This is a genomic window from Streptomyces javensis (genome assembly GCF_039525925.1).
Taxonomy (GTDB): Bacteria; Actinomycetota; Actinomycetes; order Streptomycetales; family Streptomycetaceae; genus Streptomyces; species Streptomyces asiaticus.
Map to the genome: position 1 here is coordinate 190,828 of NZ_BAAAIF010000002.1, position 22,504 is coordinate 213,331.

The 22,504-nt window shown below is 71.0% G+C and carries 24 protein-coding genes and 2 pseudogenes; 6 read left to right on the plus strand and 20 right to left on the minus strand.

Annotated features, from left to right (window positions below):
- Positions 1-4: 4 nt before the first annotated feature.
- The 5 genes from ABD329_RS03510 to ABD329_RS03530 are packed head-to-tail and all read right to left on the minus strand — an operon-like array spanning position 5 to position 5,278.
- On the minus strand, positions 5-877 hold the full coding sequence (locus ABD329_RS03510) for an ATP-binding cassette domain-containing protein (RefSeq protein ID WP_198274997.1): 873 nt from the start codon (positions 875-877) through the stop codon (positions 5-7).
- On the minus strand, positions 870-1,928 hold the full coding sequence (locus ABD329_RS03515; protein WP_198274996.1) for an ABC transporter ATP-binding protein: 1,059 nt from the start codon (positions 1,926-1,928) through the stop codon (positions 870-872). Before ABD329_RS03515 ends, ABD329_RS03510 begins: the two co-directional genes overlap by 8 nt.
- Entirely contained in the window at positions 1,925-2,803 is an 879-nt protein-coding gene (locus ABD329_RS03520) for an ABC transporter permease (RefSeq protein WP_198274995.1), read from the minus strand. The genes ABD329_RS03515 and ABD329_RS03520 overlap by 4 nt, the downstream gene beginning before the upstream one ends.
- Positions 2,800-3,750: an ABC transporter permease gene (locus ABD329_RS03525; RefSeq protein ID WP_198274994.1), complete on the minus strand. Its 951-nt coding sequence runs from the start codon at positions 3,748-3,750 to the stop codon at positions 2,800-2,802. The genes ABD329_RS03520 and ABD329_RS03525 overlap by 4 nt, the downstream gene beginning before the upstream one ends.
- A 16-nt stretch (positions 3,751-3,766) precedes the next feature.
- Positions 3,767-5,278 carry an ABC transporter substrate-binding protein gene (locus tag ABD329_RS03530; RefSeq protein WP_198274993.1) on the minus strand — a complete coding sequence of 504 codons (1,512 nt, stop codon included), beginning with the start codon at positions 5,276-5,278 and terminating at the stop codon, positions 3,767-3,769.
- Between the two features lie 123 nt (positions 5,279-5,401).
- Here ABD329_RS03530 and ABD329_RS03535 point away from each other — a divergent pair, with 123 nt between their 5' ends.
- Together ABD329_RS03535 and ABD329_RS03540 are read left to right on the plus strand one after the other, a co-directional pair.
- Positions 5,402-6,862: an amidase gene (locus ABD329_RS03535; protein WP_198274992.1), complete on the plus strand. Its 1,461-nt coding sequence runs from the start codon at positions 5,402-5,404 to the stop codon at positions 6,860-6,862.
- Positions 6,859-7,626, plus strand: a complete 768-nt coding sequence (locus tag ABD329_RS03540; RefSeq protein ID WP_198274991.1) for a FadR/GntR family transcriptional regulator — start codon at positions 6,859-6,861, stop codon at positions 7,624-7,626. The genes ABD329_RS03535 and ABD329_RS03540 overlap by 4 nt, the downstream gene beginning before the upstream one ends.
- Positions 7,627-7,660: 34 nt before the next feature.
- On the opposite strand, the gene ABD329_RS03545 is transcribed toward ABD329_RS03540, so the two are convergent.
- Positions 7,661-8,380: an SDR family NAD(P)-dependent oxidoreductase gene (locus ABD329_RS03545; RefSeq protein WP_198274990.1), complete on the minus strand. Its 720-nt coding sequence runs from the start codon at positions 8,378-8,380 to the stop codon at positions 7,661-7,663.
- Positions 8,377-9,192, minus strand: coding sequence for a polysaccharide deacetylase family protein (locus ABD329_RS03550; protein WP_198274989.1), 816 nt, complete (start codon positions 9,190-9,192; stop codon positions 8,377-8,379). The genes ABD329_RS03545 and ABD329_RS03550 overlap by 4 nt, the downstream gene beginning before the upstream one ends.
- A 126-nt stretch (positions 9,193-9,318) precedes the next feature.
- Here ABD329_RS03550 and ABD329_RS03555 point away from each other — a divergent pair, with 126 nt between their 5' ends.
- The gene (locus ABD329_RS03555; RefSeq protein WP_198274988.1) at positions 9,319-10,080 is read left to right on the plus strand and encodes a FadR/GntR family transcriptional regulator; all 762 of its coding nucleotides are present in this window, start codon (positions 9,319-9,321) and stop codon (positions 10,078-10,080) included.
- A gap of 7 nt (positions 10,081-10,087) precedes the next feature.
- Here ABD329_RS03555 and ABD329_RS03560 read toward each other — a convergent pair whose 3' ends face one another.
- From ABD329_RS03560 to ABD329_RS03575, 4 genes are all read right to left on the minus strand, one after another.
- Positions 10,088-11,506: an amidase gene (locus ABD329_RS03560; protein ID WP_198274987.1), complete on the minus strand. Its 1,419-nt coding sequence runs from the start codon at positions 11,504-11,506 to the stop codon at positions 10,088-10,090.
- A 41-nt stretch (positions 11,507-11,547) separates the two neighbouring features.
- A complete protein-coding gene (locus ABD329_RS03565; protein WP_198274986.1) occupies positions 11,548-12,318 on the minus strand; it encodes an SDR family NAD(P)-dependent oxidoreductase in 771 nt (256 codons plus the stop codon).
- On the minus strand, positions 12,315-13,637 hold the full coding sequence (locus tag ABD329_RS03570) for an MFS transporter (protein ID WP_198274985.1): 1,323 nt from the start codon (positions 13,635-13,637) through the stop codon (positions 12,315-12,317). The genes ABD329_RS03565 and ABD329_RS03570 overlap by 4 nt, the downstream gene beginning before the upstream one ends.
- Before the next feature lie 106 nt (positions 13,638-13,743).
- Positions 13,744-14,205, minus strand: a complete 462-nt coding sequence (locus tag ABD329_RS03575; protein ID WP_198274984.1) for an Lrp/AsnC family transcriptional regulator — start codon at positions 14,203-14,205, stop codon at positions 13,744-13,746.
- 179 nt (positions 14,206-14,384) lie between these two features.
- On the opposite strand from ABD329_RS03575, the gene ABD329_RS03580 reads away from it, so the two are divergent.
- Positions 14,385-14,636 (plus strand): ACT domain-containing protein, encoded by a 252-nt coding sequence (locus ABD329_RS03580; protein WP_198274983.1) that lies wholly within the window; start codon positions 14,385-14,387, stop codon positions 14,634-14,636.
- A gap of 61 nt (positions 14,637-14,697) precedes the next feature.
- Complete coding sequence (locus ABD329_RS03585; protein WP_198274982.1) at positions 14,698-15,486, plus strand: ABC transporter permease; 789 nt, start codon at positions 14,698-14,700, stop codon at positions 15,484-15,486.
- Between the two features lie 7 nt (positions 15,487-15,493).
- Here the strand turns inward: ABD329_RS03585 and ABD329_RS03590 are convergent.
- Positions 15,494-15,625 (minus strand): annotated as a pseudogene (locus tag ABD329_RS03590) (transcriptional regulator); the annotation flags it as partial.
- On the opposite strand from ABD329_RS03590, the pseudogene ABD329_RS03595 reads away from it, so the two are divergent.
- A pseudogene (locus tag ABD329_RS03595) lies at positions 15,624-15,847 on the plus strand (alpha/beta hydrolase); the annotation flags it as partial. The pseudogenes ABD329_RS03590 and ABD329_RS03595 overlap by 2 nt on opposite strands.
- Before the next feature lie 210 nt (positions 15,848-16,057).
- On the opposite strand, the gene ABD329_RS03600 reads toward ABD329_RS03595, so the two are convergent.
- From ABD329_RS03600 to ABD329_RS03630, 8 genes are all read right to left on the minus strand, one after another.
- Positions 16,058-16,960, minus strand: a complete 903-nt coding sequence (locus ABD329_RS03600; protein WP_246618114.1) for an aminoglycoside phosphotransferase family protein — start codon at positions 16,958-16,960, stop codon at positions 16,058-16,060.
- Between the two features lie 93 nt (positions 16,961-17,053).
- Positions 17,054-17,431: a cupin domain-containing protein gene (locus tag ABD329_RS03605; protein ID WP_198274980.1), complete on the minus strand. Its 378-nt coding sequence runs from the start codon at positions 17,429-17,431 to the stop codon at positions 17,054-17,056.
- 70 nt (positions 17,432-17,501) lie between these two features.
- Positions 17,502-17,981 (minus strand): S26 family signal peptidase, encoded by a 480-nt coding sequence (locus tag ABD329_RS03610; RefSeq protein ID WP_198274979.1) that lies wholly within the window; start codon positions 17,979-17,981, stop codon positions 17,502-17,504.
- Positions 17,981-19,924, minus strand: coding sequence for an ABC transporter ATP-binding protein (locus tag ABD329_RS03615; protein ID WP_198274978.1), 1,944 nt, complete (start codon positions 19,922-19,924; stop codon positions 17,981-17,983). Before ABD329_RS03615 ends, ABD329_RS03610 begins: the two co-directional genes overlap by 1 nt.
- Positions 19,921-20,421: a TlpA disulfide reductase family protein gene (locus ABD329_RS03620; protein ID WP_425574280.1), complete on the minus strand. Its 501-nt coding sequence runs from the start codon at positions 20,419-20,421 to the stop codon at positions 19,921-19,923. The genes ABD329_RS03615 and ABD329_RS03620 overlap by 4 nt, the downstream gene beginning before the upstream one ends.
- On the minus strand, positions 20,303-21,151 hold the full coding sequence (locus ABD329_RS48145; RefSeq protein ID WP_425574278.1) for a MauE/DoxX family redox-associated membrane protein: 849 nt from the start codon (positions 21,149-21,151) through the stop codon (positions 20,303-20,305). The genes ABD329_RS03620 and ABD329_RS48145 overlap by 119 nt, the downstream gene beginning before the upstream one ends.
- A gap of 90 nt (positions 21,152-21,241) precedes the next feature.
- The gene (locus ABD329_RS03625; RefSeq protein ID WP_198274976.1) at positions 21,242-21,445 is read right to left on the minus strand and encodes a hypothetical protein; all 204 of its coding nucleotides are present in this window, start codon (positions 21,443-21,445) and stop codon (positions 21,242-21,244) included.
- Positions 21,446-21,609: 164 nt separating this feature from the next.
- Positions 21,610-22,503 carry a helix-turn-helix domain-containing protein gene (locus ABD329_RS03630; protein WP_198274975.1) on the minus strand — a complete coding sequence of 298 codons (894 nt, stop codon included), beginning with the start codon at positions 22,501-22,503 and terminating at the stop codon, positions 21,610-21,612.
- Position 22,504: the final 1 nt, after the last annotated feature.

A 22,504-nucleotide genomic window follows, 5' to 3' on the forward strand; every position in this document is an offset into this window, starting at 1 on the left:
GTCGCTACTCCCGGTTGAGGTCGGCCGCCGACACTCCGGACAGTGCCTTGCCCAGGGTCGGTACGGCGGCGATCAGCCTGCGTGTGTAGGAATGCTGCGGGTCCTCGTACACCTGCTCCGTGGACCCGGTCTCCACGATCTGCCCGGCGTGCATGACCGCGACCCGGTCGCACACATGGCGGACCACGGACAGGTCGTGGGAGACGAAGACCAGCGTCAGGGACAACTCCTCGACGAGGTCGGCGATGAGGTTGAGCACCTGGGCCCGTACGGACACGTCCAGGGCGCTCACCGGCTCGTCGGCCACGATGATCTTCGGGCGGGGGGCGAGGGCACGCGCGATCGAGATGCGCTGCCGCTGGCCACCGGAGAACTGGTGCGGATACCGGTCCGCCGCGTCGGCCCGCAGGCCGACGGCCTCGAGCAACTCGGCCACCCGCGCCCGGCGGTCGCCATGCCCCTGTGCCACCAGCGGCTCGGCCACGATGTCGCCCACGCGCATGCGCGGGTCGAGCGAACTCATCGGGTCCTGGAACACGAGCTGGAGCCGCTCGCGGACGAACTTCAGCTGTCTCTCCCGGAGCCCGGTGATGTCCCGGCCGTCGATCGCGACGCTGCCGCTGGTGGGGCGGTCGAGCCCGGCCAGGATCCGCAGCAGGGTCGACTTCCCGCACCCCGACTCGCCCACGATGCCGAACCGCTGCCCCTGGGGGATGGCGAAACTGACCCCGCGCAGGGCGTGCACCGGCGGGCTGGAGTGCCGCAGTGAGGTACGCGGCCGTTGGTAGACGCGGGTGATGTCGCGGACGCCGATGGCGTCCACGGGGCCGGTACGCGGCTCGGGCGCGAGGGGAGTACTGGTCGGCTGCTCAGCCACGGCCGGCCTCCTGGTCCATGGGGGTGCCGGTCCCGGGTGCGCCGCTCCCGGGCACCGGGTGGAAGCAGGCGTAGCCGGAGTCCGGCCCGGTCGGGATCCATTCCGGCCGGGTGGCGCACTCGTCGGTCGCGTGATCGCATCTGTTCCTGAACACACATCCGGCGGGGAACCGGCCCGCCGGCGGAACGGATCCGCGGATCGTGGCCAGCCGGCCGCGGTCGTCCACCACGGTCAGGTCCGACGCGCCGATCAGGCCCTGGGTGTAGCGGTGCCGGGGGCGGGTGAACACCTCCCGGACCGGGCCGGACTCGACCAGCCGCCCGCCGTACATGACCATGACCCGCTCGCAGGCGGTGGCCACCACGGCCAGATCGTGGGTGATGAAGAGCATGGCCGACCTGCGGTCCTGGACGCCTCGCACGATCAGGTCGAGCACCCGCGCCTGCACCGTGACGTCGAGCGCGGTGGTGGGTTCGTCGCAGACCAGGAGCGCGGGGTCGTTGGCGAGGGCGATGGCCAGCACCACCCGCTGCCGCTGGCCCCCGGAGAACTGGTGCGGGTAGGCCTGTGCGGCGGCCTCCGGATCGGGAAGCCCCACCTGGGCGAGGAGTTCCACGGCGGCGGCCCGGGCGGACGCCCGGTCGGGCCTGGTCCGGTGGATCAGCAGCACCTCGGCGATCTGCCGCCCGACCCTCATCGTGGGGTTCAGAGCGGTCATGGGCTCCTGGAAGACCATGGCGAGCTCCTTGCCCCGCACCCGGGACATCCGCGCCTCGTCGGCGCCCACCAGATCATGGCCGACTCCGGCCAGCCGTACCGAACCCGAGGCCCGCAGCCCCTCGGGGAGCAGCCCCATGACGCTCAGCGCGGTCAGCGACTTGCCCGACCCCGACTCACCGATCAGACCGACCCGTTCGCCCGCCCGGATGGTGAAGCCGACGTCGTCGACGAGCTTGCGGCCGCCCACCGTGACGTCGAGGTTCCGCACGGTCAGCACGTCGTCGGGGGAGTCCTGTGCGGCGGCCGCTCCCGTCTCGGATACCGGGGTCATCGGCGGTCCTCCAGCTTGGGGTCGAAACGGTCGCGCAGGCCGTCACCGAGCAGATTGAATCCGAGCACCGCCACCGCGATCGCGACGCCCGGGAACACGGCGAGCCGGGGCGCGATCGACAGCAGCTCCTGGCTCTCCTGGAGCATCCGGCCCCAGGACGGCGTGGGCGGCGGGGTGCCGAAGCCCAGGAACGACAGCGCGGCCTCGGCGAGTACGGCGATGGCGAAACCGACCGACGCCTGCACGATGACGAGACTGCTGACGTTGGGCAGAACATGCCGCACGGCGATCGCGAACGGCCCACGGCCCGCCGCACGCGCGGCGATGACGTACTCGGTCCGCATGACCTGCAATGTGCCGCCGCGGATCAGCCGGGCGAAGTGGGGGATGGACGCGATGCCGATGGCGACCATCGCGACCAGCGTGCCGGCGCCGTACACGGCCGCGAACATGATGGCCAGCAGGAGTGCCGGGAAGGCGAGCAGCAGGTCGTTGCCGCGCATCAGCAACTCGCCGAACCAGCGGGGCGCCATTCCGGCGACGATGCCGAGGGGCACGCCGATCAGGGCGGCGACCCCCACCGCCACGAAGCCGACGAACAGCGTGGTGCGCGAGCCCACCAGGATCTGGCTGAACACATCGCGGCCGAACTTGTCCGTGCCGAACCAGTAGTCGGGCGACGGCTCCTGCAACCGCACCGAGGGGTCCACCAGGGTCGGGTCGTGCGGGGTCCATACGAAGGACAGCAGCGCCATGCCGATCACGACCGCGACGATCAGACCGCCCACCAGGAGGCTGCCCGTGACCGGGCGGCGACGGCGGCGCTCCGCGGGCACCGCGGACGCGACGGTGGCTTCGATGTCCGGAGCGCTCATGACGCACCTCCCCTGAGCCGTGGGTCGATCAGCAGATAGACCATGTCCACCAGGAAGTTCACGATCAGCACCGCCATTGCGATGATCATGACCACGTCCTGCACCACGATGAGATCCCGATTGGCGACGCTGTCCAGCAGCAGGCTGCCGAGCCCGGGGATGACGAAGACCCGTTCGATGACGACGGAGCCAACCAACAGCGTGGCGAGCTGGAGGGCCAGGACGGTGACCACGGGCACCGCCGCGTTCCGCAGCCCGTGCCGCAGCAGGGCCCGCGTCGGGCGGAGTCCCTTGGCGCGCGCGGTGCGCAGATAGTCCTCCCGGAGGACATCGAGCACGGCGCTGCGGACATAGCGGGTGACCACCGCCGCCTGCACGATGCCGAGGGACAGCGCGGGCATCACCAGTTGTTTGAGGAACAGGACCGGATCCTGCACCGGAGGTGTCCAGCCGTTCGCCGGCAGCCATCCGAGCCCCACCGCGAACACGGTGATCAGGAGAATTCCGGCGAGGAAGGCCGGGATGGCCACGCCGACCTGGGACAGGGCCGAGAGAATCAGCCCGGACGGCTTGCGGTGCCGCACGGCCATGAGCGTGCCCATGGGGAGGGCCAGGAGGCAGGCGATCACCATTCCGGCGCCGACGAGCCACAGGGTGACCTGGAGGCGGTCGGCCAGCTGCGGGCCGATCGGCGCGTGGGAGATGTAGGAGTTCCCCGGGTCGAAGGTCACCAGCCCGTGGACCCAGCTGAGGTACTGGGCCACCAGCGGCCGGTCGAGCCCGAACTCCTGGCGCAGCTGCGCCACCGCCGAGTCCGACGCGCTGGTACCGAGGGCGACCCGGGCCGGATCTCCCGGCAGCACCGCCATGAACGCGAACACCAGCACGGAGCTCACGGCAAGGCCGGCCAGAAGGATCGCGATCCGCTGAACCAGACGGACGATCATCGGTTGAGGCCGCCTTTCATGACCGGCCCAGGCCGGTGAGATCCAGTGACTCGGAGACGGAGTTCACCGGCAGGCCGGTGATGTCCTCGTCCGCCACCATCAGATTCGGCAGCAGGAACAGCCAGTCGGCCGCGGCGTCCTGGGACAGCAGCCGGGCGGCCGCCCGCATGGAGGTGATCTGCTGCTCCCGGCTGCCCTGGTCCGCCTTCTTCAGCAACGCGCTGAATTCGGGGTTGCCGTAGTGGGTGTAGTAGCTCTTGTCCCCGAACACCGTCTGCATGTCGCGGGGTTCCACATGGCCGATGATGGACAGGTCGTAGTCGGAGTTCTTGAACACGGTGGTCAGCCAGGCCGCGGGGAACTCCAGCTGGTCGAGCTTGACCTTGAACCCGGCCTGTTCGAGCTGGCTCTTGACCACGGTCCCGCACGCGGTGGCATAGGGCAGCGTCGGAATCCGCAGCCGCAGCGTACGGCCCGATTCGCCGGACTCCTTCAGGAGCTTCCTGGCCTTGTCGCGGTCGTACGGATACAGGTCGGTGAGGTTCTGGTACCACGGGTCGGTCGGCGGGACCATGCTGCCGATGAGCTTGCCGCGGCCCGCCCAGCAGGTGTCCATCAGGGCCTTGTGGTCGATGGCGTAGCGGACCGCCTGGCGGGCCTTCCGATTCTTCATCGGGCCCGAGCCGTTGTTGAGCGAGAGGACCACCTCGCCATTGGTCGTGCCCTCGATGACCTTGTACTTCGAGTTGTTCTGGAACCGGTACAGGGACTCCGGGGACTGCATCTGGCCGATCACATTGATGGTGCCCGTGAGCAGCGCGTTGTTCATGGCCGTCGGGTCCTTGAAGTACTTCAGGGTGACCGACGCGAAGTGTGGGGTGCGTCCCCAGTAGCCCTTACGACGGGCCAGCGTGATCGAGTCGCCGCGGTTCCAGTTCTTCACCACGTACGGACCGGTGCCCACCGGCTCGGTGGCCAGCTCGCGCACCCCGGTCCGGCTGAACATCGCGCCGACGCGGGTGGTCATCCGGTACAGCCAGTCGTTGCTCGGCTTCTTCAGGGTGACCTCGAGTTCGGTGGGCGACACCGCCCGCACCCGGTCCACGACGCTCATCTGCGCCTTCTGCGCCACCGTCCAGGCGGAGGTGACGCGTTCGATGGAGAACTTGGCGTCCTCGGCCGTGAACCGCGCGCCATTGCTGAACGTGGCGTCCTTCACCAGGTGGAACGTATACGTCCTGCGGTCCTTGGACAGGCTCCACGACGTGGCCAGATCGGGCCGTATCTTCCCGGACTGATCCAGTTTCACCAGCGTCTCGTAGACGTTGTCGAGCAGCGCCTGTGGAATGGCGGCCCCTTCGGTCTTGGTGAAGTCGAAATTGGCCGGCTCGGCGGTGAGGCCGATGTTCAGGCTGTTGCCGGTGGGCTTCCCGACCGATGTGGACCCGGCCGAGCAGGCTGCCAGCGGCAGGCACGCGAGCACGGCTGCGACCCTCCCGGGGCGCCGCGCAGGCCGCTTGTGGGTCATGGACGCCACCTTCCGTTATGACTGGCCTGACCAGTAAGCTCGCTTGGCAGGTACCGTGGCGACTGAACTTGTGCTTGTCAAGGGTTCGATCGCTCCGGGGAGCGCGAGGCAAGGAGAGTGCGGGTGCTCACGGAACAGGGCCTGGCCGCCATGTCGGCCGTCGAGATGGTGGCCGGATTCGCCGATCGCACGTTGTCGCCGGTCCAGGTCCACGACGCCGTCCAGTCGGTGATCGAGGCGCGCGAGAGTGTGCTCAACGCGTTCTGGGTGCGGGATCCGGACGAGTCCCGCAAGGCGGCACTGGCCAGCGAGGCCCGATGGGCGGCGGGGGAACCGCTCGGACCCATCGACGGCGTGCCCGTGACGCTCAAGGAGAACGTCGCCCGTCGGGGTGTCCCGATGCCCTCGGGCAACGCGGGGACCGAACCGGTCGTCCCCGACGCGGACGCGCCCATCACCGCGCGCGTCCTCGAATGCGGCGGGGTGATACTCGGGTCGACCGTGATGCCGGACTGGGGCATGCTCTCCTCGGGCGTCTCCAGCCGGCACGGCATCACGCGCAGCCCCTGGAACCCCGGCTGGACCACGGGCGGTTCCAGTTCCGGCGCGGGTGCCGCGGCCGCCGGGGGATACGGCCCGCTCCACGTCGGCACCGACATCGGGGGATCGATCCGGCTGCCGGGCACCTGGCTGGGCCTCGCCACGCTCAAGCCCAGTTACGGGAGGATCCCGCTGGACACCCCGTACCTGGGGCGTGCCGCCGGTCCCATGACCCGCACCGCGGCGGACGCGGCCCTGTTCATGGGTGTCCTGAGCCGGCCCGATCCCCGGGACTGGACCAGCCTGCCGCCGGAGGACATCGACTGGTCGGCACTGGACGGCGAGGTGCGCGGACTGCGGGTGGGAGTGCACCTGGACGCCGGCTGCGGGGAGCCGAGCGACGCCGGGATCCTCGACGCGGTGAACCGCGCCGCCGCGGTCTTCGAGGCGGCCGGAGCCATTGTGGAGCCGGTCGGGCCGTTCATGACCCAGGAGCTCCTGGACGACCTGGATCTGTTCTGGCGGGTACGGTCCTGGAACGACTTCCGCGCCCTGGAGCCCGAGGCCGGACTGCGCGTCCACCCCCACATCATCCGGTGGTGCCAGGGAGGCGCCGATGTGCCGGGCGCGAGGGTCCTCCAGTGCTACCAGCAGATCATGCGCATCCAGGCGCGCACCGTGGCGGCGACGCTCCCGTACGATCTGGTGCTCTCACCGGTGGCGCCGGTGGCGGCGTTTCCCGCCGAGCGGCCGATGCCCTTCCCGGGGGACGAGAAGACCATGGCCCATATCGGCTTCACCGCGCCGTACAACATGTCGGGCCAGCCCGCCGCTACCGTCAACTGCGGCTTTACGGCGGACCGCCGGCCCATCGGGGTGCAGATCGCGGGCCGCCGTTTCGACGATCTCGGCGTCCTGAGGGCGGCGGCGTGGTACGAACGGAACCGGCCCGCCGAGGCGGCCCCGCGCTGGCCGGACGACGTCGATGGGGCGCCCACGGGGGAGCAGACGACACCGACCATGCCCGGAGGGGAGAAGCCTTGAGCGACGGGGCACAGTTCCGGCAGGTCTCGCCGGTACGGCTCTACCAGCGCATCGTCGAGCAGATCGAGCAGGCGATCGTACGCGGTGACCTCAAGCCCGGTCAACGGCTGCCGAGCGAGCGGGAGTTGGTGACGCAGTTCGGGGCCAGCCGTCCCACCGTGCGCGAGGCGCTGCGCGTGCTGGAGAGCGACGGCCTCGTCCGATCGCGCCCGGGCGACCCGAACGGCCCGGAGATCCTGCCCTTCTCATCGGCCGGCCTGACCAAGCAGATGACCCGGCTCGTCCAGTTCGACAATGTGTCGATGGCCGAGCTGATCTCGTTCCGCATGATCCTCGACGGGTCGGCGAGCTCGCTGGCGGCCCGGCTGCGGTCCGAGGAGGAACTGTCCGCCATGGAACGGACGATCGCCGTCATGTCGGACGCGATCGAGGCGGGGTACGAGGAGTTCGGCAAGGCCGACGTCGCGTTCCACGAGGCGGTGGCCGTGGCCAGCCGCAACTCCCTGATCGAGGTCTGCAACCAGGTGGTCAGGGGCGCGGTCCTCGCGCTGATCTCGGACAAGGTCGCCCATGCCCACAACAGCGCGGCGCTGATGCGGGAGTCCCTCCGCCACCATCAGGAGGTGCTCGAGGCGATCCGGGCCGGGGACGGCCAGGCGGCGGCACGCATCTCGCGGCGCAAGCTCTACGAGTACTACGCCGGCTACGTCCCCGAGGACGAGCGGGGGCCGCTGCTCGCGCTCGTGGACGAGGAGGAGAGCTGACCCCCGCCGCCGCCCGCCCGGCGCGGGAGCTCCCTCAGTGCAGCGACCGGCCGCCGTCGACGGCGAGGGTGGCTCCGGTGAGATAGCCGTTGGTCCCGGCCAGCACCACCGCCTCGGCGATCTCCTCGGCCGTGCCCGCCCTGCCGATCAGGTAGCCGCGCCGCTGGTCGACGTGTTCGCGCTCACTCGGCGAGCGCTGTTCCTGAGCCGCCCTGGCCAGGGGGGTGTCGACCAGACCTGGGCACACACAGTTCACCCGGATGCCCCGGGGAGCGAGGTCCAGGGCCATCGAGCGGCTCAGCCCCACGGCCGCTGACTTCGACGCGACATAGGCGGCCATCTCGGGGATCGGCCGCACCCCGGCGGCCGACGAGACGACCACGATCGCCCCGCCTTCGCCCATGAGGGGCAGCAGCGCCCGGCTGACCGTCCACACCCCGGTCACGTTCACGGCGAAGGCCCGGTGCCAGTCCTCATCCGCCGTCCCGGACGCGGTGTCCACACTTCCGACGGCGACCGCTCCCGCGCAGTGCACCAGCAGGTCGAGGCGGCCGTGGGCATGGGTGACCCGTTCGGCGAGCGCGTGGACGGACGCGCCGTCGGTGACGTCCACCGGCTCTTCCCCCGCGGCCGGAGCCCGGTCCGCCACCACCACGGCGGTGCCTCCCGCCCGCAGCCGCGCGACCACGGCGGCACCGATTCCACTGGCGCCCCCGGTGACCACCGCGACGCCCGGAGCGATCCCGGCGCTCATGTGGCGTCCCGCTCCGCGAGGAGCCCCGGACGAACGCGCTCGGCGTAATCGGCGCAGGCCAGGAACTCCGCGCGCCCGGAGGCGAGCACATGCCGGATCGTCTGCTCCAGGACCCACATCCGGGACGGCCGTCCGATGATCTGTGGGTGCGTGGCGAGCATGAAGTGTGTCCCCGGCTCCTCGACCAGGCCGTCGAACTCCCGGGTCCAGGTCTCCAGCACCGCCGAGGGCGCCGACATCACCCGCCCCGCCACGCGGTTGGTGTACATGAAGACCGGGGTGTCGACGAGGGCCCAGGCGAACGGGAGCTCGACGATGCCGGTGGTGCGGTCGTGCGTGTCCAGCAGATGGGCCGAGTCGGAGTCGAAGAGGTTGGAGGAGAACCGCATGCCGTGCTTCTCCATCAGCTTCACCGAGTGCGGGGTGAGCTCCGCGGCGGGTGAGCGCCAGCCCTGGGGCGCGCGGCCCGTCGCCCGGGTGATGGCGTCCGCGGCGAGCTGGAACTCCTCGGCCTCCTGCTCCTCACTGAGCTTCTCCGACCAGGCGTGGGTGTGGCTGTGGTGCTCGATGGTCAGCCCGGCCTCCAGGATCGCCTCGATCTGGGCGGGGTAGCGCTCCACGACCTGGCCGGGGACGAAGAAGGTGGCCGTGATGTCGTAGCGGCGCAGCAGAGCGAGGATCCGGGGCAGCCCCACCTTCGGGCCGTAGTGGCCCTGGGACACCCAGACCGGCTTGTTCGCCCCGGCGGGGTCGCGGGCCGTCCAGAGGAGTTCGGCGTCCATGTCGAAGGTCAGCAGAACGGGCGTGGTCATCGATGTGCTCCTGGCTGGATCCGCGCGGGACGTCCGTCCCTGGCGGGGATTGTGGTCTGAACAGCTGCTAGGTTGAGTATGCGGCCGTGTGGGGCGCGGCCCGGGGGACGACGGGACTGGGGAGCTATGTTCACGCCGGTAGACAAGAAGCGGGCCTTCGAGGCGGTCGTCCAGCAGATCGAGTCGGCGATCTACGCCGGCGAGTACGCTCCCGGTGACTTCCTGCCGCCCGAGCGGACGCTGGTCGAGGACTTCGGGGTGGGCCGGTCCACGGTCCGCGAGGCGCTGCGGATCCTGGAGAGCATGGGGCTGGTGCGGACCAGTCCGGGCAGTCGGAGCGGGCCCGAGGTGTGCGGCTCGGTGACCCCGGGGCTGACCCGGATGCTGCGGGGCGCGGTGCGGATGGAGGAGATCCCGGTGGTGGACCTCGTCCAATACCGGATCATCGCCGGAGCCGCGGCCAACCGGCTCGCGGCGCATCTGCGGACGGATGAGCACCTGGCGCGGATGGAGACGGCGATCGAGGCGATGGAGGCCGCCACCGACGCCGCCACCTTCGCCGCGGCGGACGACGGCTTCCATGTGGTCGTCCGGGAGGCGGCCGGGAACCGGGTACTCGGCATGGTGGGCGGCGTGATCCAGGACGCCACCCTCGATCTGGTGGCCGGGGCCGTCGGCCCGACGGCCGGTGCGTCGCGGATGCGGCGGGAGTTCATCGCGGACCACCGCCGCATCCTCGCCGCGATCGCCGGGCGCGACGGCGACACCGCGGCCCGGCTGGCCAGCCAGACCCTGTACGACGCCTACTCCGGCGCCCTCGACGAAGAGCAGCGGCACCGGCTCGCGGTGCTGCTCGAGCCGGACGCACGGAACTCGCACGACCACTGAGCCCGCCTCACCCGGCCGTGGCCGGACGCGGCGGCCACGGCGCGGGGCGAGGCGGGAAGACGTGGCTCTGCACCGCGTCGGCCACGTCCAGGAGCCGGTCCTCGGCCCCCGGGCGGCCCAGCACCTGTAGCCCCACCGGCATCCCCGCCACCGTCCCGCACGGCACCGTGATCGCCGGATAGCCGGTGTAATTGGCCAGGAAGGTGTACGCGACCAGTTCGCGGCGGGCGACCTCGGGCAGGACGTCGGGCGGACCGCCCGCGCCTTCCGGCGCGATCACTCCCGTGGTGGGCGTCACCAGGAAGTCGACGCCGTCGAGCAGCGTGTCGAGGTGGTCCGCGGCGGCGTCCGCGCGGCCCAGCGATTCCGAGTACCGCGCGCCGCTGACCTCGGCCGCCCGCTCGAAGTGGTGGCGTGCGTAGCCGGAGAGGAGTCGGCGCGAGGCCGCGTCGGCCATCATCCGGTCCCCTCCGGTGGCCAGCCGGTCGGCCATCATCGCGTCATAGAAGGGTTCGGCGAACCGGGGGGTGTCCAGGCCGAGCCGGCTGTCGGCCACCTCGACGCCGTCGAGGAGGGCGAGCCGTCCCACCGCGGAGCGGACCGCCTCGACCACCTCGGGGGTGGCGTCACGGCCGCTGTCGGCCACCCAGCGCAGCCGCCACCCGGTGGACGCGGACCGGATCGCGGCGTCGCGGTCGACGAAGGTGCGCGTGCTCCGCTCGGCGTCCCACGGCCCCCGCATGGCCTGCCACATCGCACGGGCGTCCGCGACCCGCAACGCCAGCGGGCCGGGGACGGAGAACCTTCGGGTGCCGATGAACCCGCCACCGGCCGGTGTGGCCCCACGGGACGGTTTGAGCCCGACCACACCGCACAGGGCCGCCGGAATGCGCACCGACCCTCCCCCGTCACTGCCCAGGGCGACCGGGGTCAGACCGGCGGCGACGGAGGCCGCGGCGCCCCCGCTGGACCCGCCGCAGATGCGGGCCGGGTCCCACGGGTTGAGCGTCTCCGGCTGGAGTTCGTTGACCGTGCGGATGTAGATCGCGAATTCGGAGGTGTTGGTCTTGCCGACGAGGATTCCCCCCGCGCGCCGGATGCGAGCGACCACGGGGGCGTCCCGGTCCGGCAGGTGCTCGGCGAAGACCGCGGAACCGAACGTCGTACGGATCCGGCCGGTCGGATAGGTGTCCTTGACCGAGAACGGGATCCCGCGCATCGGCCCCGGGCGATCCGGTGCCGCGTCGGCCGCCTCGGCATCGGCCAGCGCCCGCTCGCCGCAGACCGTGAGGAAGGCACGCAGCCCGGGATCGCGGTCGCGGATCCGGTCCAGGCTCTCCCGGGTGGCGGTCACGGCGGACCGGGCCCGCTCCATCCGCCGGGCGTCCTGCCGTGCGTCGTGCCGTGTGTCAGGGGCACTCGCCAAGGTGTTCACTCCGATCGTGGTTCGGGAATGACCCGGGGCGGTCATGACCAGCCGCCGAAGATCGACCAGCCGCCGTCGACGGCGAGGCTCTGACCCGTGACATAGGACGCCTCGGCCGAGAGCAGGAAGCGCACCACGGAGGCGACCTCGCCGGGCGACCCGAGGCGGCCCAGCGGAGTACGTCCGAGGACGCCCCGCTCGTCGAGCAGGCCGCGGGCGAAATTGCGCTCGACCAGCGGGGTGCGGATCGTGCCCGGGGCGACCGCGTTCACCCGGATCCCGGCGGCGGCCCACTCGGCGGCAAGCTGGCGGACCAGTCCCTCGAGCCCCGCCTTCACCGCGCCGTACCCGGTCCGGCCGTCCAGCGCCCGGCCCGCGGCCAGGCTCGACATCGCCACCACCGCGCCCCCGCGGACGGCGAGCAGCGGGTGGGCGGCGCGCAGCAGCCGGGCGGCGGCCTCGACGTGCACCGCCCACAGCTCGTGCCAGCCCGTGTCGTCGATGTCGAGGAACGAGCGGGTCATGCCGGTGCCCGCGTTGCTGACCACTCCGTCGACGCGTCCGAAGGCCGACTCCGCGGCCTCGATGAGCGCCCGGGTGGTCGCCGGGTCGGCGACATCGCCCGCCACCGCGACACAGCCACGGCCCTCGGCCCGTACCTCCGACTCGGCCCGGGCCAGCTCGCCGCCCGTGTCGCGGCCGTGCACGACCACGTCCCAGCCGGTGCGTGCGAGTGCGAGGGCGCACGCCCGGCCGATCCCCGACGACGAGCCGGTCACCACCGCGGCGGGCCGTCCCGTACCGGCGCTCATCGGTCCCGCAGCGGTTCGAAGGCCGTCTCGCGCATCCGCAGATAGACGATCAGCGTTGGGATCGCGGCGGCCATCGCCCAGAACGCCGGCGCGAGCGGGGTGCCGAGCCATGCGATCAGAGCCGTCGCGATGAACGGGGCGGTCCCACCGAAGATCGCCGAGCTCAGGTTGTACGGCAGGGCCATGCCGGAGTAGCGCAGCCGGGTCGGAAACAATTCGGTCAGGCCCGCCGTGCCCGGACCCGAGTAGCACGCCATGATGAGCATCGCCGGGAGCTGGGCGACCAGCGCGGCCCAGAACGAGCCATGCGACATCAAGAGGTAGATCGGGATCGCCGATACGAAGAACACGGCGGCGTGGGCGATCAGGATCGGCCGCCTGCCCACCCTGTCCGACACCCGTCCCATGACCAGCGTCAGCACCGCGTAGGCGATCATCCCGATGACATTGGCCAGATAGGCGTCGCCGAGGCTCAGACCGGCCTCGTTGTGCAGGAACGTCGGGGTGTAGGTCAGGAACGTGTAGAAACCGATGTTCGGCAGAGCGGTGTAGAAGAAGGCGGTGAACATCGCGCCGGCTTGCGTCCGCACCGCCTCGGCGGCCGGTCGCTCCGCCACCTCACCGGCCTCCCGCAGGGCCTGGAAGTGGGGCGTGTCCGCCATCCGGAACCGGATGTAGAAGCCGATCGCGCCCAGCGGAAGCGACAACAGGAACGGGATGCGCCAGCCGCCGTTCTCCAGGGAGTCGGCCGAGCCGAGGTTGGTGATCGCAGTGACGACCAGAACGCCGGCCAGTGTCCCGGTGATGACACTGAACTGCTGCCAGCTCGACACCCGGCCGCGCCGGCCGACCGGGGCGTTCTCGGTCATCACCGTGGCCGAGCCGGTGAACTCCCCACCGGCCGAGAATCCCTGGAGCAGCCGCAGCAGCACCAGGAGGGAGGGTGCCGCGACCCCGGCGGCCGCGTACGTGGGCAGCAGCCCCATGCCGAGGGTGCTCGCCGACACCAGGATCAGGGCCCACGCCAGTGCGGTACGCCGGCCGCGCCGGTCGCCGAGCTGACCGAAGAACAGCCCGCCCAGGGGCCGGACCACGAAGCCGACGCCGAACACCGCGAACGTCGACAGCGTCGAGGCCACGGTGGACTCGCTCGGAAAGAACAGTGACGAGATCACCGGGCTGAGCGCGGCGTAGACGCCGTAGTCGTACCACTCGATGAAGTTGCCGATGCCACCGGCGACGACCGCACGGCGCGAGTTGTGGCCGGACGGCAATGTATCGGTCTGCGCCACGTTCGGGGGTCTGGCGGTCGCGGGCATGGGAGCCTCCCTGAGACGTGGTTTGTGCGACCTAGCTACTGGTCGGACCAGTAGCAAAGTAGGTCACCGTGCCGGGCGTGTCCAGGGCCGTGGCCCCCCGAATGCCTCAGGGCACTGGAGCTCCGCGTTGCCAGGAGTCGATGACGATCAGCGTCTTCGTCTGGAGCACGCCAACCCCCTTACGGCGTAGACGATTGACCACTTTTTGCAGGTCATCGACGCTGTCGACATGCAATCTGACGAGTGCGTCCACATCGCCGGTGAGCGTCAGCACCTCGTCGACCTCCGGCAGGGTCGACGCGAACTCCACGATGTCGTGGATATCGGTGTCGCCCGTGAAGCGCAGCTCGGTGACCGCCTGAAGACCCTGACCCAGCTTGGCCTGATCCGTGGTGATCGTGTAGCCGGTGATGATCCCCGACTCCTCCAGACGTGCGATGCGCCGGCGGACCGGCGCCGGGGAGAGGTTCACCAGACGTGCGATGTCGCGAACGGTGCGCCGCCCGTCGGCTCGCAGCAACTCCAGGATTCGCAGATCGACCGAGTCGAGATGTACGGGTGCCGACATGCCGGAAGTGTAAGCGGCGCTTCCCGCAACGCTCACTCCGGACCCGGACGGACTGCTCGAAGGGAGCGTGTTCCGCATCGCTGTGCACGCTTTCGTTGTGGACGGATCGGGCCCCTGAAACGGTGTCCCGCATGTCAACGTCGACACAACCAGCAACCCACGTCGTCCCCTCCGAAAGCGTGCGGCCAGGCGGTCACCGGGCCGGTGCCGTACTGCGACTCGATGCCCTCGCCACACCCCTGGCGGTCGCCCGGATCGCCTCGATCCTGGCCCATCGCCAGTTCGATGTGGTCACGATGGACATCGCCGCACCCATCGACGGGGTGCGGCGGATCACCATCGAGGTGGACACGACGGACGACATCAGATTGCGGCAACTCAGCAAGTTCCTGAACCGCTCATCCGACGTCGTCGAGGTCCTCCGCCTCTGAGGGCGCTCGAGCCTCAGCGGCCTGTCGCGAGCTGTGAGCGACATTTACGGTGACGTACGTGATGCTGAGCGCAAGATCCCTGCTGCCGGTCAACCTCACCCTCGGCGTGTTGCTGGCAGTGCTGCTGGCCGTGGCAGCGGGGGTCGCCCACTGGGCCGGTCTGTCCCCCAGCCCCTCCGCCAACCGTCCGCGGGAGATCGTGGTCGCGGGCGTGCGCGCGGCGGCGCAGCTCACCGCTGTGTCCCTGGTCATCACCTGGGCCGTCACCAACGTGGCCGGGTTGGCCGCGTTCCTGGTCGTGATGTTCGGCGTCGCCGTGCGCACGGCGGGCCGACGGCTGACGAGCAATCGCACCTGGTGGCTGACCGCCGCACCGATCGCCGCCGGCGTCGTCCCCACGGTGGCCGCGCTGCTGTTGACGGGACTCGTGCCCGCGAAGGGCCTTGTCCTCATCCCCATCAGCGGCATCCTCATCGGCGGAGCCCTGACGGTAACGGTGCTCGCCGGCCGACGCGCCCTCGATGAGCTGGAACTCCGGCGTGGCGAGGTCGAAGCCGCGATGGCTCTGGGTCTGCTCGACCGGGACGCGCGGATGGAGATCGCCCGGCCGGCCGCGTCCGACGCGTTGCTGCCGGGGCTGGACCAGACGCGCACGGTCGGACTGGTGACGCTTCCCGGGGCGTTCGTGGGCATGCTCCTGGGCGGGGCGAGCCCGCTCATGGCCGGGGCCGTTCAGCTGTTCGTCCTGATCGCCCTGATGGCGGTCCAGGCCATCGCCGTCGCGGTCACCGTCGAGCTCATCGCTCGGCACCGTCTGTTCCGCCCTTCTCCATCGAGCGGCCGGACCTGAGGGCTCTTCACCGCTGATCGGCCGTCCAGGACGTGAGGATGCGCAAGGCGTCGTGCGAAGCGCTGCCTGGCTCGGCGGTGAGGACCATGAGGCGCTGCCCCGAGCCGTCGGGGCTGCTCCAGATGTCGCAGTCCAGGATCCCGCTGATCGGGCAACGGCCTCTGCTCATGATCGTCGGCATCCGGGCCGTCACCTCCTGGATGAGCGTCGAAGCGTTCCAGCGGGCCATCGGTCCCAGGAGATCCACTGGATCGACGGCGCAAGCCATGTCGACCTGTACGACGGGAAGCAGTACGTGGGCCCCGCCGTCGAGCAGCTCGCGGGCTTCTTCGGCGAGCACCTGGACCAAGCGCGGGGCTGACTCCCGGGTCGGTGTGGCACGCCGCCCTGCGCACCCGTCACCTGAGCACGGACCGGCCCCCGCGCGCATCCCGCCAGGACCCCGTCCCGCCCGTCGTCTTCGCAGCTCAGACGGTGGGACCTCCCATGCGACGGCAACTCCGTGTACGCCCAGTACCAGCGCGCCGGGGCGAGCCGACGGCGGGCCCGCCCCGCCCGGTCGCCGGTATGGCTACAGCTGAGCACTGCGCAGCCAGCGCAGCGAGGCAAGACCCAACGCGGTCATCATGGCCACGATGTTGGGATCGGCGGCCGGCCCGGCCGCGGCGGCGGTCCGCAGGAGGAATCCGGCGTGCAGGGCGAGCACCTCGTTGATCCGGGCGGGGTCGAGATCGCGGGTCAGCGGGTGGTTCGCGGCGATCGGCCCCGGGTCCACGCCGCTGAGGGAGGCGCTCGACACCAGGGTGACCACGTCACAGTGGCGGGGGCCGATCCAGGCGTGCGGCCAGTCGACGACGAAGACACGGTCCGCGGTCAGCATGATGTTGAACGGGTACAGGTCTCCGTGCAGGAGAGTGGCGCCGTCCAGCGAAGCGTTCTCCTCCAGGGCGGCGAGTTGGCCGAAATGGTGGGCCGCCCACGGTGACAGCTCCTCGACCTTGCCCCTGACTGCGGCATCGTCCGCCATCGCCAGCCATCCTCCAAGGCGCGGTTTGCCCAAGATCGCCTCGTTCACCGGCGATGGCGTCAGGACCTCCGCCATATCGGTGACGGCCGCGAGCACTCTGTCGAGTTCCTCCCGCTGCCACGGCTGGGCGGGCAGATGTCCCACGATCTCCTCGAAGGCCAGCACGACCCAGGTGCCGTCGTCGTACGCGTCGAGCAACCGTGGTGCCGGCACGTCCCTGGGAAGCCGCTCGGAAACGGCGATCTCCCGGCGGTGGAAGTCCGCCACCGCCGGTGCCATCAGCGAGTCGGCCGCCTTGATGAAGGCACGCCTGCCGTTCTCCAGACGCACTCGGGCGGCGAGCCCTTCGGAGAACCCGCCCCGCTGGCTGCTCGCATGGGTCACCGGGCTGCCGAGCAGCTGCCCGATCCGGGCCGTCACCTCGCGCGGCATCTCCGCCCAGTCCATCCTTCGGCTGCCTGTGGCCTCGGGCAGGCCCGGGCTCGCCGAAAGAGGTCTGTCATCGGGTTCACGTGTCATGGCCGGCTCCGAGGTCGCGCTTCACCGTTCTCCGCTCTCCGCCACCGCGTAGCCGGGCACGGACGGCCATCGGACGGTCAGCACCACCGACTCCTCCTCCGCGAACCACGAATGGTCGACTCCGTGCCCCCACACGACGTAATCACCCTGCTCTTCCAGCAGAACGTCGCGGCCGGGGAGCTCCACGCGGAAACGGCCGCTGATGAGAACCAGGAGAGCCGTGCGTTCCTCGCCCCGCACCCACTCCGCTCGTTCGTCGCCACGGGGGTGGACGCCCCATTTGATCTCCACGGCCTCGCTGTGGCGCGGATCGCCGGCGTCCTTGAAGTGTCCGAGGAGCCACCCCCGGTCCAGTGCCGCGTCCTTGCCCGCATTGCCCACGTACACGCTGTCGCTCACGGTGCGGGACGCTAGCAGCTTCTCGTATGCGTCTCGTGCGCGCGTCCCGGCCCCCGTCGCTGTCGCGGCCTCAAGCGTACGTCGGCCGGGGGCGGGGCCGGAGGACGGTGCCCAGGACGTGTGTCGTGGGGAAGTAGCCCGCCTCGCGGGAGTCGTAGCTGTTGTGGGTGTTGTCGCCCAGGAGGACCAGTGCCCCGGGCGGGACGGAGCCATCGGTGGTGGCGTACGGCTCCGGGAGGGCTCCCGGGGGTGGTCGGTCGCCCGCCACCGCCGCCACGCGCTTGATCATCCACTCTTGTGCGGTATCGGTGGCCGCTACCGCTTGGTTCGGGGCGGGTGACGGGGGTCCGGCGTGCCTCTGCCGTACGACGACCACCTGCCCGACCGCGTACCGTCCGCCGCGCCGCATCAGCACTCGCTCCCCGTCGCGGTAGGTGGGTTCCATGCTTCCGCCCCGTACGGTCACGACCACGAGTGTCCGCCGCAGTACCGTTCCGGTGATGAGGGCCGCCCCCAGGGCCGTCCCCGGCCCCAGCACCGTCAGATCCATCACACGGCCTCTTCCGGTGTCACCGGAGACTCGTCGGCGGAGAGCTGATAGCCACCGGCCTGGAGGGTGAAGAGCCGCGCGTACTCGCCGCCCGCCGCCATCAGCAGGGTGTGGTCTCCCCGCTCCGCGACCCGCCCGTCCTTGAGCACGACGATGATGTCCGCGTCCCGCAGCGCGCTGAGCCGGTGCGAGATCAGCAGGCTGGTGCGGGCGCTCCGCTCGCTCCGCAGGGACGCGTGGATCTCGTGCTCCGCCTCCGCGTCGAGTCCGGCCGATGGCTCGTCGAGGATCATCAGCTCGCGGCGCGCACACGCATCGCGCAGGAACGCCCTCGCCAGTGCTAGCCGTTGCCACTGGCCGCCGGAGAGGACCACGCCCGTCTCCGGGTTGCCCTTGTCCTCCTCAGTGAAGAACATCCGGGTGAGCAACGTGTCGTAGCCCCGGGGGAGTGCGGCCAACTGGCGGTCGATCCCGGCGCGTTGGGCGGCCTGGCGCATCCGCTCACGCGATCGGTCCCGATCCGTCAGCACGGTGAGGTCGCCGAGCGCGATGTTCTCCGCCGCGGTCATGTCGTACTGCATATAGTCCTGGAACACCGCGCCCACGCGTTCCCGCAACCGCGCCGGATCGACGTCACGGATGTCCACGCCGTCCCACAGGATCGCGCCGCGCGTGGGGTCGTAGAACCGGCAGAGCAGCTTCACCAGAGTGGACTTGCCCGCCCCGTTGAGCCCGACGAGGGCCAGCGCACGGCCCCGCGGGAGGTGCAGGTCGACGCCGCGCAGCACCCAGGGAAGATCGGGCGAATAGCGGAACCAGACGTCCCGGAGCTCGATCCCGTGGCGCAGTGTCGGCAGCGGGCGGGGCCGGTCCGCGACCGGGAGGTCCGAGGTGGCCTGTGTCACCGCCGTGTAGTGGTCGAACATCAGCAGCGTCTGCTGGCCCTGCGCGGCGTCGCCCGCCAAAGAGGCCAGCGCCCCCTGCACACCGGCGATCGCGGCCACGAACATGGTCACATCGCCCACCGACAGTGCCCCGCCACGCGCCGCGAGGACCGCCCAGAGCAGTCCACCGCCGGAGACCAGCGCCGCCAGTCCGCCCAGCCCCGTCTGCACGGCGATCTCGCGCCGGTCCATGGCCCGCTTCGCGGCGTTGGCCGTACGCCGTTCCATCAGCATCCGCGCGCGCAGAAACGGGCCGATGCCGAAGAGCCTGACCTCCTTGGCCGCCTCCACACTCGACAGCAGATCGACGTAGAAGAACTCCCGCCGCTCGACCGGCCCGACCTCCCACAGCATCCGCGCCCGCCGCCGTGCCAGTGCCACTTCCGACCACAGCACGGGCACCCCCGCCACCAGCAGAATCCCGGCCATCGCGGGGCTGACCAGGAGGAGCGAGCCGAGGAAGCCACCGATGGTCGCGGCGGCGCGCACGACACCCAGGATGCTCTCCGCGACATGGGTGGCCGTCTCGTGGCCCGCCTGCTGGGCCAGCCGCAGCCGGTCCAGGAAGTGCGGGTTCTCGAACTTGCCCAGTCCGACGAAACCATCGACGGCGGCGAACAGCCGGTCCTGCATCTCCAGCCCCACCCGGCGGTCCAGCTCCGCTCGCGCGTACCGCATGGCCTGCGAGGCCACCACCGCCGTCACACCGAGGCAGGCCATCGCCGTGCCGGGCAACAGCAGCGTGCCCGGGGCACCGCTCGCCAGGTCGTCCATGACCAGCTTCATCAGCCAGGCCGTCACCACCGGCACCGCGCTCACCAGCAGCGACAGTCCTACGTGGAGCAGCAGGGTGCCAGGGGCGGCGCGGGCGGTGACCGCGCAGACGGCGGCGAGCCGCCGCAGCGCGATCACGGCGCGCGCGCCCGGGGCACCCGAAGGAGCGCGGGCGGTGTCCGCCGCCGACTCCTCGTGGCCACCTCGCCCGCGCACGGTACTCACACCGGAAGCGCCGGCCGGGACAGGTCCACCGCGTCGTCGGTGACCACGACATCGCCCTCGGCATCCGGCGCGACCATGAGCACCGTGGGGAACGCCATGATCTCGAATGCCGCGCCCATGGGCTCCTCGTTGCGGGTCTGGGTCACGACCTTCGCCACCGACCGCAGTTCGGCGACCATGGGCGCGGCCAGGTCCTCGTCGCCCACCACGGCGGCCAGCACCCGATCGCGTCCGCCGGGCATCGTACGGGCGTACTCCATGAACTTCGGCAGCTGCTCCTTGCACGGTCCGCAGGTCGGCGTGAAGAAGCCCACCAAGGTGGTTCCGGTCATCGTGGCGCGGTTCAACGGCTCGCCGTCCACGGTGTGGGTGGTGAACTCACCCACCGGCTCGCCGAGTTCGATCGCCGAGCGTGGCCGGTCGACGGCCCTCGCCGCCAGCAGCTCGCCGTGTTCCCGCAGGCGTTTGATCACGCCCAGGGTGAGGATCAGGTCCAGCGAACACAGTGCCCCCACGAGCACCACGGCGCTGATCAGGACTGGCATGGTTGTTCCTCCCGGATGTCCCGGATATTCCGGATGGCCTTCGGTTGGTGTGCGCGCGCGGCGCGTCGGGGGGCCGCCGGGCCCTGGACGGGCCGAAGAGCTCGGCCAGGTCGTCGAGTACGGTCACCAGGACACCCACGACGAGCCCGGCCGCCGCCGCCACGAGGGCGCCCGTCGCCGTCGCCGGGGCCTGGCCCCCCAGTGTCATCGGGCCGGCCGCCGCCGCGACGGCGGTCAGCAGCACATTGCGCACGAGATGGCGGCGGCCGAGCGGGACCGCCGAGGCCCCGAAGCAGCGGCAGGCGGCGCCCGTTGCCCGCCGTATCGTGTGGGCTATCGCCGCCGCGAAAACGCTCAACAGCCCCGCCGCGAGGGCCAGTCCGGCCACGGTGGCGACGTCCGACGGCGCGATGAGCAGGGCGCAGACCGCGCCCTCCGCGGTGACCACGGCCGCCGCCGCGGGTCCGACCAGCCGCGGTGGCACCACTCCCATGGCGGGCAGCGACTCCACGAAGGCCGCGAACCTGCCCCGGCCCGCCGACTTGCTCAGGAAGGCGATCAGGAAGACCACGCCGATCATGGCCCGGACCGCGATCACCAGATACTGCACGGCAACCCTTTCAATCGAGGTAGGGATGCGGGTTGAGCGTGAAGGCGGCCCCCGGATGCCCCCGTTGGCCACTCGGGGGCCGCCTGCCCGCCGTCGTTCAGCGGTGCGCCGCGTACGCCGTCGTCCAGGAGCGGACGGCGGCCGGCGCGGCCCTGCGTGGTGTCAGCAGCCCACGCAACCGGCGCAGTCGAAGCCGCCGGCCGAGTTCTTGCAGCAGCGGGCGTTGCAGCTGCACGAACCGCCGTACTGCCGGTTGCACTGCCAGCACTGCGGCCAGCACTGCTTCACCTGCACGGCAGAGGCCTCCACCTGGGGAACGAACAGGCCGAGCAGCCTGCTGCCCATCGTGGTGAGCGTCCTGTACATGTCCACCCTCCTTCCGTCGAGTCCGGCCCGGCCCCGTGGACTGGGCGCGGGCCGATGTTGGGTCGAGCCGGCAGACGGCGCCTGCCGACTCCGCCACCATCGCGACCGGGCGGGAGGGATGTCTTGTACGAATGCGACGCCGATGCCAGGCCGACGCGCCGCCCTCACTCGGCGAGCAGCACGCTGGTGACCTGATCGGGCAGGAAGTCCAGCGGGTCGCCGGGCTTGGAGGACGCCCGGCGGGTTCCGAACCGGCCCGGCGTACAGCCGACCCGGTCCTTGAAGGCCCGGGTGAAATGGGCCTGGTCGTAGTAGCCCGCGAGGGCCGCCGCCTCCGCCCACGGCAGACCGCCGTCCTGGAGGCGCAGCGCCTCCTGGAGCCGCAGCACCTGGGCGAACTGCTTGGGTGGCAGGCCGACTTGCTCGCGGAAACGCCGCTCCAGCCGTCGCCGGCTCCATCCGGTCTCGGTGACCAGCTCCCCCACGCGCATCCGGCCGTGGGTGCGTCCCAGCCGCCGCCATGTCCAGACCACCTCGGGCGCGCACTCCGGCCCGGCCTGGGCCCGGGCCGCGAACACCCCGTCGAGCAGGGCGAACCGCGCTGTCCAGTCGCGGCACTCGGACAGGCGGCAGAGGAGACGGCCCGCCTCCCGGCCGAGGAGATCGGCCGGGTCCAGGTTGCGCTCCGCCAGCTCGGCCATCGGCATGCCGAAGAAGCGGAAGGCCGCGATCGGCGTCAGCATGACCGTCACGCCGGACAACTGGCCGGTGTGCTCGCCCAGCGTGGCGGTGGCCCGTAAGCCGTTGATCATCGAGGTTCCGGTGACGGACTGGCGCGGATCCACCGCGTCGGCGATCCGTACCGGCTCGCCGAATCCGAGCATCACCTTCACCACACCGTCCGGCACCAGCAGCCGACATCGGGGCTGCCGCGCCCCGAACCGGAAACCCCGGTATCCCAGCACATGCTCGCGCACGGCGGCGCCGGGTTTCCTGGTGATCAGCTCTCGCGAATCCGCCGCACTCGATAAGGACCTCGGCGAGTGCTTCTCGTGCATT